At 57.4% G+C, this 11877-nt stretch carries 10 protein-coding genes and 2 pseudogenes; 8 read left to right on the forward strand and 4 right to left on the reverse strand.

The genetic code is table 11. The annotated features are described in order from the left end of the window. Positions 1–48 precede the first annotated feature (48 nt). Complete coding sequence (locus tag ACW9JC_RS24645) at positions 49–525, reverse strand: MEKHLA domain-containing protein (protein WP_457458216.1); 477 nt, start codon at positions 523–525, stop codon at positions 49–51. 296 nt (positions 526–821) lie between these two features. Here ACW9JC_RS24645 and ACW9JC_RS24650 point away from each other — a divergent pair, with 296 nt between their 5' ends. From ACW9JC_RS24650 to ACW9JC_RS24660, 3 genes and pseudogenes are all read left to right on the forward strand, one after another. Next, positions 822–1565: an SDR family NAD(P)-dependent oxidoreductase gene (locus tag ACW9JC_RS24650; protein WP_457458218.1), complete on the forward strand. Its 744-nt coding sequence runs from the start codon at positions 822–824 to the stop codon at positions 1563–1565. 251 nt (positions 1566–1816) lie between these two features. Further along, positions 1817–3051, forward strand: a pseudogene (locus ACW9JC_RS24655) (S-type pyocin domain-containing protein). Then, positions 3048–3383, forward strand: coding sequence for a hypothetical protein (locus tag ACW9JC_RS24660; RefSeq protein WP_457458220.1), 336 nt, complete (start codon positions 3048–3050; stop codon positions 3381–3383). The pseudogene ACW9JC_RS24655 and the gene ACW9JC_RS24660 overlap by 4 nt, the downstream one beginning before the upstream one ends. Positions 3384–3454: 71 nt before the next feature. Here ACW9JC_RS24660 and ACW9JC_RS24665 read toward each other — a convergent pair whose 3' ends face one another. After that, positions 3455–3793, reverse strand: a complete 339-nt coding sequence (locus ACW9JC_RS24665; protein ID WP_457458222.1) for an FKBP-type peptidyl-prolyl cis-trans isomerase — start codon at positions 3791–3793, stop codon at positions 3455–3457. Between the two features lie 182 nt (positions 3794–3975). Between ACW9JC_RS24665 and ACW9JC_RS24670 the strand changes: the two are divergent. Continuing rightward, positions 3976–4320: pseudogene (locus tag ACW9JC_RS24670) on the forward strand (sensor domain-containing diguanylate cyclase); the annotation flags it as partial. A gap of 83 nt (positions 4321–4403) precedes the next feature. Here the strand turns inward: ACW9JC_RS24670 and ACW9JC_RS24675 are convergent. After that, the gene (locus ACW9JC_RS24675; RefSeq protein WP_457458224.1) at positions 4404–5177 is read right to left on the reverse strand and encodes a hypothetical protein; all 774 of its coding nucleotides are present in this window, start codon (positions 5175–5177) and stop codon (positions 4404–4406) included. Positions 5178–5598: 421 nt separating this feature from the next. Here ACW9JC_RS24675 and tcuC point away from each other — a divergent pair, with 421 nt between their 5' ends. After that, positions 5599–6891: a tricarballylate/proton symporter TcuC gene (gene tcuC / locus ACW9JC_RS24680; protein WP_457458226.1), complete on the forward strand. Its 1293-nt coding sequence runs from the start codon at positions 5599–5601 to the stop codon at positions 6889–6891. Between the two features lie 23 nt (positions 6892–6914). Beyond that, a complete protein-coding gene (locus ACW9JC_RS24685; RefSeq protein WP_457458228.1) occupies positions 6915–7691 on the forward strand; it encodes a substrate-binding domain-containing protein in 777 nt (258 codons plus the stop codon). Here ACW9JC_RS24685 and ACW9JC_RS24690 read toward each other — a convergent pair. After that, positions 7681–8595 (reverse strand): LysR family transcriptional regulator, encoded by a 915-nt coding sequence (locus ACW9JC_RS24690; RefSeq protein WP_448107481.1) that lies wholly within the window; start codon positions 8593–8595, stop codon positions 7681–7683. The genes ACW9JC_RS24685 and ACW9JC_RS24690 overlap by 11 nt on opposite strands. 160 nt (positions 8596–8755) lie before the next feature. Between ACW9JC_RS24690 and ACW9JC_RS24695 the strand changes: the two genes are divergently transcribed. Next, a complete protein-coding gene (locus ACW9JC_RS24695; protein ID WP_457458230.1) occupies positions 8756–10564 on the forward strand; it encodes a monovalent cation:proton antiporter-2 (CPA2) family protein in 1809 nt (602 codons plus the stop codon). Between the two features lie 151 nt (positions 10565–10715). After that, complete coding sequence (locus tag ACW9JC_RS24700) at positions 10716–11816, forward strand: DNA alkylation repair protein (protein ID WP_457458232.1); 1101 nt, start codon at positions 10716–10718, stop codon at positions 11814–11816. Positions 11817–11877 lie beyond the last annotated feature (61 nt).

Here is an 11877-nt window from a genome sequence, read left to right on the forward strand (position 1 = left end):
CTCGGTACTCGAAGGCGGCGATTTTTTTTGCCCGATCGCACGGCCGATCTAGCCGAGTTGCCCCACGCGCTCCGGGTCCGGCCAGAACAACGCGGCTTGGCCACAGCGAACGCCCTGCTCGTCCAGCAGCGTCCAGACACTGCCTTCATGAATCATGAACGCTTGCCCCATGCGGTCGACCCGATAGCCGCTGTAGCCGTGGGCGATGCCCTTGGCCGTGACTTGCTCAAGTAGGGTCTGGCGCATTTCCCGGTCCAGCGGTGATGCGCTGAAACGCGAAGGCATACCGATGAACTGCTCGCGCGGATATTGGAAACTGGCGAGCGCCTGCTCGTTGGCGTAATAGAACAGCGGATCGGCTTCAGTGCCATGGGCCAGCAAGGCGTACGGTGCCTGGGCATGCAACCAGGCCAGGCGCTCGTCTTCGCTCAGCGAATCCGGCGCAGGCAGGCGTGCGCCGGTCCAGTGTCGATAAGCGGCATCCAGCTGTTGAACCATCTCCCGGAATTCATTGAATGACGACATGGGTTTCCTGCTGAAGAGAGGTAAGTCGCACGGACGCTACTGAAAACTCGCGATAAAAAACAGACCCAGTTTCGTTTCTTTTCATCAGATCACGGATTTGAAGCGCGCTGTAAGCCGCTGTAAATCCTAAGTTTTCCACTCAGTCAAAAAGACCAGAAGCGGTCTTAATGACAACATTCACATCGAGTCAAAATAACCCTCGCCCACCTCAAACGCCCGCCCTTCAAGCCTCTTCACATTGGCCTGATTTTTGGTACGTGACCTGTAAACGCTCACTGACCAAAGGAACATCGTTTATGAACAATGCTTTTCAGGATCGTCTGGCCGTCGTCACCGGCGCCAGTTCCGGAATCGGCCTGGCCGTCACCGAGCGGCTACTGGCTCAAGGTGCCCGCGTGTTGGCAATGTCACGCCAGATCGGCGGCCTCGGTGAATTGGCGGAGCGCTTCACGACTCAGTTGTCGTGGGTCGCCGGTGATGTGACCCAACCGGACGATCTGGCGCGGCTGGCGAAACAGGCTGCAACCATGGGCCCGGTGAGTTATCTGGTGCCGAACGCTGGCATTGCAGAGTTGGCCGATGGCCTGGACCTGACCGCGTTCGACCGGCAATGGGCGGTCAATGGCGCAGGGGCGCTGAACACCCTGGCCTGCCTGCGCGGGCAACTGGCGGCGTCCGCCTCGGTAGTGTTCATCGGCACCTTCCTGGCGCAAGTAACCTTCCCCGGGCTGGCCGCCTACATCGCCTCCAAAGCTGCGTTGATCCATCATGCCCGCACCTTGGCGGTTGAATTGGCGCCCCACGGCATCCGCATCAACACCGTGTCGCCCGGCCCTACCGCTACGCCGATCTGGTCCACCCTGGGTTTGAAGAGCGAAGAGCTGAGCGACGTGGCCAACGCAGTCAACCTGCGGCTGTTGGACGGTCAGTTCCTGGAAGCCGCGGCCGTCGCCGACGTGATTCTGTTCCAGCTCGGCAACGGCGCCCGCAATGTCATCGGGCAGGATTGGGTGGTCGATAGCGGATACACGATTCGATAATAATTCATTAAATATCAATAATTAAAAACACATTCCTGATGCTTGTTCGAGTTATCTGGCGACTGTTCGCCTGACATAGGCACTTTCAACGTGAACCGCGCGCTGATCTCCTTGCGACCCAAGGGCGGTCAGCGTCATCGCTCATCGCGAGCAGGCTCTCTCCCACAGATGTTTCAGAAACACCTTACATCTATAAAGTGCAGCCTGATTTAGCGTCCGCATCGCTATCAGAAAATGAAACAAGGACGCTCATGGCCCGCAGAACCGACATACCTCGGGTTAAAAACCCACCCTCAGGCGACGGACACCACGTCTCCAGCCGCTTCATGACCACCACCGAACTGGCGGAGCGGGACGCCAGGCAAAAGCATATGACGATATGCTGGCGCGACAACAGGCATATGAAGACCGCCTCATCAGGCAACCTCATCAACAGGAACAACCAAGCCCAATGGGTTGTGTGTTCGCCAAAAGCTGCAAACTCCCCAACGGCGTAATCAATCATGACAACCGCGCCGGGTTTGTTCCGGTTGAGGAACTGGCCGACTACGGAAAGTTATTCCTGTTAGGTGGCCGTGAAAGGGATTCAGCGGGAAATATTCCACTCAAAAAAATCGGTGGCAGCCAGTTACCTGCCGCATTGGGAACGCTTCTGTTAGGCCAGGCTGGTGTCACTGGCACCAGTGCAGCCGGTACCGCAGGCGTAGTGACGGGTGGTGTTGTCACTGGGGCATTGTTGGGAATGGTCGCCCTATTGTGGCCATCGAGTTTGGGGGACAGCTCCCTCTATACGGAGGAACAGCTCAAGTCGCTTAAGAACGGCCGTACACGTGTCCGCCTACGCGTAGAACAGCAAGCCGATGGCAGCATTAAGGGATACGGATACAACACCCAGAATCGCCGCGATTGGGAAATGATTCCCGTGGTGCAGTTCGTGGCTCAAGGCTCCCAGCAAGTGGCTGACTTTGGCCACGGGACAACGTTGATATGGACACCTGCCGTTGACCCTTCCGACGCATCGGGGATTCCGCCACTGGAAAGCGCCCCACAAACCCCGCACATCTGGATTTATCCGCCTACTGAACAGGCAGATAACATCATCGTCGATCCGATCTATCCTCCTGAATACAAGGATTTCATCCTAGTATTTCCAGCTGATTCCGGTATCAAGCCTCTCTACATTGTTTTGAATCTGGTGTTCGATGCGGCCAGTTACCATGGGAAGACGGATACACCAGTCAAAAGTAAAGGTCCCGCCAATGGACAGGTAGCGCTGGAGAACTCAATACAGGTGAAACCGACATCAGCACGCAGGATTGGCGTCGACCCAGACACAAACGAGTTTGTTGTCTTTGACCAAACGGGAGGAGATATCTACCACGGCCATGTCAGACCATGGGACAAACTCCACCAAGATATGAAAAACGCGCTGCTTAAAGCTAAGAAAGTAAACAACAAAGGCAATATCCTGGGAGCAAAGAAGTGAGCCTTCTCTATCAAGATCCATCAATGAGCCATGATGAAGCGACGCTGCTTCTTGCCAGCGGCGTGGATACAAAAGTTAGTGCGGGGCTGATTTCTATCGGTCTGAATGAAGGTGACAGAACCTGGGCTGAGAGCACTTGCCTTAAGTACCTCACAAGTGGAACTGAATCGGTTGCAGCATCCGCCGTCACCGCGCTTGGTCATATAGCTCGCAGGCACGGAAAACTGGACAAGGAAGTGGTCCTTCCGGCACTCGAAACCGTAAAGCAAAAATATCCTTCGCTGGAAGGAATCATCGCGGATACGCTCGATGATATTGACGTATTTACCTGACCCGGCGAGCGTTCAAATACAGGACACTGTGGTGGGGCTTACCGTCCACCACAACAGCTCAGCTATCCCCCTCAATCATCCCGCGTCAGCACTTCCAACAACTCAATCTCAAAAACCAGATTCGAATTCGGCGTGATCTTGCCCATCGTACGCTCGCCGTAGGCCAGATGCGCCGGCACCAGCAACTTGCGCTTGCCACCGACCTGCATGCCCATCAGGCCTTGATCCCAACCTTTAATCACCCGACCGGTGCCAATCACACACTGGAAAGGTTTGCCCCGGCCGTAGGAAGAATCGAATTCAGTGCCGTCTTCCAGCCAGCCACGGTATTGGGTGGTGATCAATGCGCCTTTGACGGCGGCTTTACCGTCACCCACCTGTAGATCGATTACCTGAAGCTCGTCATTCATTAATTTCACTCGTATGCTCGTTCGCCCAAGGGCCGATGGGCGCCGTTTTCCCAGATTTGCTGTCGATTGGCAACCTTTGCCCTCGCTTGACCACCGTTTGCGGCTGTTTGCCGAAGTTACCCTGAACTAAGCTAACCATCACCAACACCTGGGGTTTATGACGCCATGATGGCCATCCCTGAATGACCCTGCTCTGGACCAGCGCCGCCATCGGCTCGGTAATGCTTGTTCTGATCGTCATGCTGATCTGCCGCGAGCGCAAGTTGCGCAGGCAATTGGCCGAGTACCGCGACATCATCAACAGCCTCGCCGAAGGCCAGAACATTCGTCAGGACGGCGACGTCGAGCGCTTCAAACGCAGCCAATACTTCGCCCGCATCGGCACTTGGGACTGGGATGTCGACACCGACAAACTCTACTGGTCCGAGGCGATCTACGGCATGTTCGGTTTCAAGATCGGCGAAGTGACGCCCTCCTACGCACTGTTCTGTTCCTGCGTGCACCCGGACGATCGGGCCAGGGTTCGTGACATCAAGCGATCAAATGCACTTACGGACGCATTAATTGTGTGAGCATCCTCCCCTATCGGAACCAGAGCAGCGTTGTAAAACTAGTCAACGTTCTCCATTTGGATAGCAACTACTTCGCTGGCGACGCGGTACTCCTCTGCAAACTGAATTTGCACCAAATCTTCCACCTCCTTTAGTGCATCATCGATAGACCCATCATCAATACTCAAGCTTTTAAGCGCCAAACGCGTATTCGCTCCTATAGCGCCATCAATATTGCCAATGATGTGTCCGCATCGGATCAGCGCAGCTTGAAGCTGAGCCTCTTTCTGATTTTTTCCAAACAGTTGAACATATCCTCCCCAGGCAAGTATTGCTGAGGCGGCGCCAGCCGTATAAGCCTTCTCAAAATTATTGCCATGCCCAGCCTTGTAGTACTCAATGACTTTCTGGTGACTTCCCCTGCACTCAAAGTGCCAAGCTTCACTTGTTTTTGAATTTGGCTTATCAATAATCGGAACCAAACCATGAGCCATGCCCACCTCCCAGAACGTTGCCAAAGGCACTTTGATATCAGACAAGGAAATATCCATGGCCCGGCCTGCCTCATGAAAGCTACCGCCCGGTGCGGCAACAAATGCTTTCTTGTTCCCTTTCAAATGTTCTAGATGGGCCTGTGACTGCATATCAAAACTACGAAACAGGTCCGACAAGACCAGCCTTCCTTGATGCTCTTTTAACTCCTTACTCACACGCGCGATCGCCAATGCCATATCGGGCGTTGCCGAAGCAAGTCGCTTGGGTAACGAAACAGCAACTCCGCTTTTATTTTTATAAATTGAAGGTACATCAATTAGTATCAATGGCGTTTTCATAATGCGCTCCGGATTTTTTTGTACCTTTACAAGCTCAAAAAAGCTTAGGCAAAAAATGTATATCCTCTTTAGAATCAATCGAAATCAACCCTCTAGCCAATCGCAACATTCACCAGCCTTAACCGAGCACGTGTTAACTTCTCTTTACGTCATCCAACACCGATTAAAAGACCAGGCCTTCCTTACGTGTTTCTTTTTAGTTACACGAAAACAGCTCCAACCTCCTGAAAAATATTCCTGTAGATGAGCCTGACTTCTCAACACCGCGGTTCGCTCTCCGACTCAATTGATCCGCCTCACGCATCAATACATGCCAACTATGCAATTAACATATCGATCCCCCTGCTCCACTATCCGCCCCAATAAGAACCGTGCGCCGCGTCCAGGTAGCACACGTCATAAAGCGGTGGAGTATTTATCGATGACAGCCTCAATTCCGCGCGGACGCTCTCGCGCCAGCGCCATTTTCCGGGTCACCTCGGGCAACTTCCTCGAACAGTTCGACTTCTTCCTTTTCGGCTTCTACGCCACGCAGATCGCTGCAGTGTTCTTCCCCGCCAGCAGCGAATTCGCCTCGCTGATGATGACCTTTGCCGTGTTCGGCGCAGGATTCTTGATGCGCCCGCTCGGCGCCGTGGTGTTGGGTGCCTACATCGATGATGTCGGGCGGCGCAAAGGGTTGATCGTTACGCTATCGATCATGGCCAGCGGCACGATTCTGATTGTGCTGGTCCCCGGTTACGAAACCATCGGCCTGTTCGCCCCGGCCCTCGTGTTGATCGGCCGATTGCTGCAAGGCTTCTCGGCAGGCGCGGAATTGGGTGGTGTCTCGGTGTATCTCTCGGAGATCGCCACGCCGGGCAATAAAGGCTTTTTCACCAGTTGGCAGTCGGGCAGCCAGCAAGTGGCGATCATCGTCGCTGCGGCGTTGGGCTATGGCCTGAACCAATGGATGGCGCCGGCGATGATTGCCGACTGGGGTTGGCGGATTCCGTTCTTCATTGGTTGCATGATCGTGCCGTTCATTTTCTTCCTGCGCCGCAACCTGGAAGAATCCGAAGAGTTCGCCGCCCGCAAGCATCGCCCGAGCATGGGCGAGGTGTTCCGCACGCTGGCGCAGAACTGGGTGATCGTGTTCGCCGGGATGATGATGGTCGCCCTGACCACCACCGCGTTTTACCTGATCACCGTGTACGCGCCGACTTTCGGCAAGACCGTGCTGCACCTGAGCACCTCCGATGCGCTACTGGTGACCTTGCTGGTGGGTGTGTCGAATTTCTTCTGGCTGCCGATTGGTGGTGCACTCTCCGACCGCATCGGCCGTCGTCCGGTGTTGATCGCCATGGCTCTGCTGGCGCTGGCCTCGACCTATCCGGCGCTGTCGTACCTGGTGCAGGCACCGAGCTTCATCAACATGCTGTTGGTGCTGCTGTGGCTGTCGTTCATTTATGGCTTGTACAACGGCGCGATGATTCCGGCGCTGACGGAAATCATGCCGGTGCAAGTCCGAGTGGCCGGTTTCTCTCTGGCTTACAGCCTGGCCACCGCAGTGTTTGGCGGGTTCACCCCGGCGATGTCGACCTTCCTGATCCAGTACACCGGCGACAAGGCGGCACCCGGTTACTGGATGAGTATCGCTGCGCTCTGTGCGTTGTGCGCAACGCTGTACCTCTATCGCCGCTCCAGCGGGCGCCTGCAACCCGCCCTTTCGTGAATCAGCCCTCAGAGAAATCGCCAATGAAAAAGCTATTCAATGTTGCGGCCCTTGGCCTGCTCGTCAGCCTGGCCTTCAGTGCTGCGGCGCAGGCCGAAGAAATCCGTGTGATGACCTCCGGCGGCTTCACCGCGGCCTACAAGATCCTCGGCCCGAAATTCGCGGCGTCCACCGGCAACACCCTCGACACCGCACTCGGTCCATCGATGGGCAAGGCACCGGAAGCGATCCCCAATCGCCTGGCGCGCGGAGAGAAAGCCGACGTGGTGATCATGGTCGGCTACGCGCTGGACGATCTGATCAAGCAGGGCAAAGTCGACCCGGCCTCTCGGGTAGAACTGGCCGATTCGCGGATTGGTCTGGTGGTACGCGAAGGTACGCCGAAGCCGGACATCAGCTCGGTCGACAGCCTGAAAAAGACGCTGCTGGACGCCAAATCCGTGGCCTATTCCGACAGCGCCAGTGGCGTGTACATCGAGCAGCAGTTGTTCAAGCGCCTGGGTATCGAGGATCAGCTCAAAGCCAAGTCGACCATGGTGCCGAAAATCCCCGTGGGCTCAGTGGTTGCCACGGGCGACTATCAATTGGGCTTCCAGCAGGTCAGCGAATTGCTGCCGGTGCCGGGCGTGAGTTTTGTGGCGAAGATTCCGGAGTCGGTGCAGTCGGTCACCCGATTTGCCGCCGGTATTCCGGTGGGCGCACAACACCCCGCCGAGGCCAAGGCATTGCTTGAGTACATGGCATCGGCCCAGGCGCAACCGGACGTAAAAGCTACCGGTCTGGATTCAGTCAACCGCTGACCGCAGGCTCCCGGACTTTCATTTCCACCACCAACCGTTCCAGTTCAAGGGCTGCCGGGGTCAGGGTTCGACCCCGGCGCTTGATCAGTCCGACGCTGCGCATCACTTGCGGATCGGTCAGTGGCACCCGCGTCAGAATCGGGTGATCCGCTGCCGGCATCGCCATCAACGGCACCGCCGCGACGCCCAACCCCGCCTCCACCAGCCCGATCATCGTCGTCACATGCCGGGTTTCGCAGATGCTCGGCCGCTGCGGCACCACGCCGGTCAATGCCTGATCGAGCAAAAACCGGTTGCCCGAGGTCTTGTCCAGCGAGATGTAATCCTGCTGATAAAACTCGTCCCAGGTCACGCTACTGCGCCCGGCCAATGGGTGATCGCGCCGACAGGCGACCACGTAGCTTTCCTGCACCAGCGGCTCGAAATCGACTTCGGCCTCCAGCGTGCCCATGAAGCTCAGGCCGAAATCGGCTTCGCCATTGACCACCGCGCTCAACACTTCATGGGCGCTGGAATCCAGCACCTTGACCTTGATCCGCGGAAATTGCCGGTGATAGTGCGCGACGACTCGCGGCATGAAGTAGTACGCCGCCGACGGCACGCAGGCGACAGTGACGTGGCCAAGTCGGGTCGAAGCGACTTCGCTGATGCCCAGCAGCGCCACATCCAGATCGTCGAGCAAGCGTTCAACGCTGGGCATGAAACCGCGCCCGGCCTGGGTCAGGCTGACCTTGCGGGTGGTGCGTTCGAACAACCTGACACCGAGCGCGTCTTCGAGTTTTTCGATGCGCCGGCTCAGGGCTGGCTGGGAGATGCGTACCGTGTCGGCAGCCTTGCGAAAGCTGCCCTGCTCCACCACGGCGCGAAAAGCTTGCAGATCGTTGAGGTCGAAATTGATGGCCATGGAGTGAACTCAGCGCTCGGATCAGATTGATCCGTTTATTCTATGAATGTAACCAATTAATGCAAAATGTAACAACTAAGTTCCAGCGCTATGCTGACGCCACCGGGTCGAGCCTTTATCCTTGTCGCCCCCGCCGTACCGAGTTGATGGAGTTTTCGCCATGCCCCATGAAGGCAGTCTGTTGCAAGCCGCAGTCGTTTTTCTGCTCGCGGCCGTGCTCACCGTTCCCCTGGCCAAGCGTCTGCAACTGGGGGCGGTGCTCGGTTATCTGTTTGCCGGGGTGATCATTGGCCCGTCGGTACTCGGCCTGATCGGCAACCCGGAAAGCGTCGCGCACATCTCGGAACTTGGCGTGGTGTTGCTGCTGTTCATCATTGGTCTTGAGTTGTCGCCACGACGGTTGTGGGTGATGCGCAAGTCGGTGTTCGGCGTCGGCCTGGCGCAGGTGCTGCTGACGGGAACAGTGCTCGGCGTGCTGGCGTTGTTTGTATTCGGACAACCGTTGAACAGTGCGATCGTGCTGGGTCTCGGTCTGGCCCTGTCGTCCACCGCGTTTGGCCTGCAAAGCCTGGCTGAACGCAAGGAACTGACCAGCCCCCACGGGCGTCTGGCGTTCGCGATCCTGTTGTTCCAGGACATCGCCGCGATCCCGTTGATCGCCATGGTGCCGCTGCTGGCGGGCAGCGATCAAAACCTCAGTGCGGCCGACGATGTGAACCAGGGTCTGCGCGTGCTGGTCAGCATTGCGATTGTGGTGGTCGGCGGACGCTATCTGCTGCGCCCGGTGTTCCGCATCGTCACCAAAAGCGGTTTGCCGGAAGTGTCCACCGCGACCGCGTTGCTGGTGGTCATGGGCACCGCATGGCTGATGGATCTGGCCGGCATTTCCATGGCCCTCGGCGCATTCCTTGCCGGTCTGCTGCTGGCGGACTCCGAATACCGCCACGAACTGGAAGCGCAGATCGAACCGTTCAAGGGTCTGCTGCTGGGACTGTTTTTCATGAGCGTCGGCATGGGCGCGAACCTCAGTCTGCTGCTGCGCGAGCCCATCGTGGTGCTGGGGCTGACCGTGCTGCTGATCGCCGTCAAGTTGCCGCTGCTGTTTATCGTGGGGCGATTGGCGGGCGGCTTGAGCAAGGTCAGCGCGATTCGCCTCGGCATCGTGCTGGCGGCCGGCGGTGAATTTGCCTTTGTGGTGTTCAAGATCGGCCGTGATCACAGCCTGTTCGAGCCGCGCCTCTATGACTTGCTGGTCCTGGCAATCACCTTGTCCATGGCCCTCACACCCTTGTTGCTGCTGGTCTGCGCGCGCCTGGTCAGCCCCAAGGTGCAACCAGTGGTCGTTCCCGAGAAATTCCGTGAAATCGACACCGATGAGCCTCGCGTGGTGATCGCCGGCATGGGTCGCATGGGCCAGATCGTCGCCCGTATCCTGCGGGCGCAGAACATCAAATTCGTCGCCCTCGACACCTCGGTGGAAACCATCGAACTGTCCCGCAGCTTCGGCGGCGTGCCGGTGTTCTACGGCGACCCGATGCGCCCGGAAATCCTTAGCGCGGCCAAGGTTGGCGAAGCCGAATTCTTCGTCATCGCCACCGACGATCCGGACACCAACATCAAGACCGCCGAACTGGTGCACAAGCTCTATCCGCACATCAAGATCATCGCCCGTGCGCGTAACCGCCAGCATGTGCATCGCCTGATGGACGTAGGCGCCCACGCCGTGCGCGAAACCTTTTATTCCAGCCTGGAAATGAGCCGGCAGACGCTGATCGGGCTGGGATTGACCCAGGCCCAGGCCGATGCGCGGATCAAGCGCTTCAAGCATCACGACGAACAGGTGCTCGAAGCCCAGCATGCGATTTATGACGACGCGGTGAAGGTCAAGCAGACGGCGCAGGAAGCGCGGGCGGAATTGGCGAGGTTGTTTGAATCGGATCAGTTGGAAGAACAAACCGCCAATAAATGAGGCGGCCATGCGGGCCCCATCGCGGGCAAGCCTTGCTCCTACAGATTGATGTGTTTTCAGTAATGGACACATAACCTGTAGGAGCAAGGCTTGCCCGCGATGAACGATAACGCGGTGTACCGGATCAATAACAAATCTCAAGGAACCCACAATGTCCGACGACCAATCCGCCCCCGCCCTCAAGGAAATCTTCAACGCCGAACGCCTCCAGCACATTGCGACCGAGATGACGGCGGTCTATCCGGAATTCGACGCCAAGGCCTTCCTGAAACTGGCCAAGACCGGCCTGGCGGATCTCTCGGTGATGCAGCGCATGGCCCGCGTCAGCGAATGCCTGCACGCGGTGCTGCCGCTGGGTTATGAAGCATCGCTTGAGGTACTGCGCGCCCTCGCCCCACGTCTCAATAGCGGTTTTGTCAGCATGTGCCTGCCGCATTATGTGGCGACTTACGGCGCTGATCGCTTCGACGTGTCCATGGACGCGCTCAAATACTTCACCGCGTTCGGCTCTTCGGAATTCGCCATTCGCCATTTCCTGCGCAGCGACATCGAGCGCTCACTGAAGCTGATGCGCGACTGGTCGCTGGACGACAACGAGCATGTCCGGCGTCTCGCCAGCGAAGGTTGCCGTCCGCGCCTGCCGTGGTCGTTTCGCCTGGAACAGGTTCAGGCCGACCCGAATCTGGCGGCGAGCATCCTCGACAACCTCAAGGCCGACCCCAGCCTTTATGTGCGCAAGTCCGTAGCCAACCACCTCAATGACATCACCAAGGATCATCCCGAGTGGGTGCTGGACCTGATCGAGGGCTGGTCGCTGGATAACAAACACACCGCGTGGATCGCCAAACATGCACTGCGCAGCCTGATCAAACAGGGCAACCAGCGGGCGTTGGCGATCATTGGTGCGGGGGGCAAGCCTGAAGTCGAGATCATCGATGTGCGGGTCCACCCGCCGGTGATTGGCCTCGGAGAGAAAATCACCCTGTCCTTTGCCGTCAAATCCACGGTCGCGGACAGTCAGCGACTGGTGATCGACTACGCCATCGATTACGTGAAAGCCAACGGCAGCACTTCGGCGAAGGTGTTCAAGCTCAAGGGCCTGACGCTGCCGGGCAATGGCACTGAACATTTGAGTCGTGGGCAGCACATCAAGGAGCTGACCACTCGCAAGCACTATGCGGGAAAGCATGCGGTGCATGTGATGGTCAATGGCGAGCGGCTGGCCAGTACGGCCTTCGAAATCCTCCCGTGAAACACGGTTTCAATGTAGGAGCTGCCGAAGGCTGCGATCTTTTGATCTTGAAAAACAAAAT

The organism is Pseudomonas sp. SDO5591_S426 (assembly GCF_054070755.1).

Coding starts and splice junctions, on each gene's coding strand:
- ACW9JC_RS24645 (WP_457458216.1), bottom strand. CDS start 525: ATGTCGTCATTCAATGAATTCCGGGAGATGGTTCAACAGCTGGATGCC.
- ACW9JC_RS24650 (WP_457458218.1), top strand. CDS start 822: ATGAACAATGCTTTTCAGGATCGTCTGGCCGTCGTCACCGGCGCCAGT.
- ACW9JC_RS24665 (WP_457458222.1), bottom strand. CDS start 3,793: ATGAATGACGAGCTTCAGGTAATCGATCTACAGGTGGGTGACGGTAAA.
- ACW9JC_RS24675 (WP_457458224.1), bottom strand. CDS start 5,177: ATGAAAACGCCATTGATACTAATTGATGTACCTTCAATTTATAAAAAT.
- tcuC (WP_457458226.1), top strand. CDS start 5,599: ATGACAGCCTCAATTCCGCGCGGACGCTCTCGCGCCAGCGCCATTTTC.
- ACW9JC_RS24685 (WP_457458228.1), top strand. CDS start 6,915: ATGAAAAAGCTATTCAATGTTGCGGCCCTTGGCCTGCTCGTCAGCCTG.
- ACW9JC_RS24690 (WP_448107481.1), bottom strand. CDS start 8,595: ATGGCCATCAATTTCGACCTCAACGATCTGCAAGCTTTTCGCGCCGTG.
- ACW9JC_RS24695 (WP_457458230.1), top strand. CDS start 8,756: ATGCCCCATGAAGGCAGTCTGTTGCAAGCCGCAGTCGTTTTTCTGCTC.
- ACW9JC_RS24700 (WP_457458232.1), top strand. CDS start 10,716: ATGTCCGACGACCAATCCGCCCCCGCCCTCAAGGAAATCTTCAACGCC.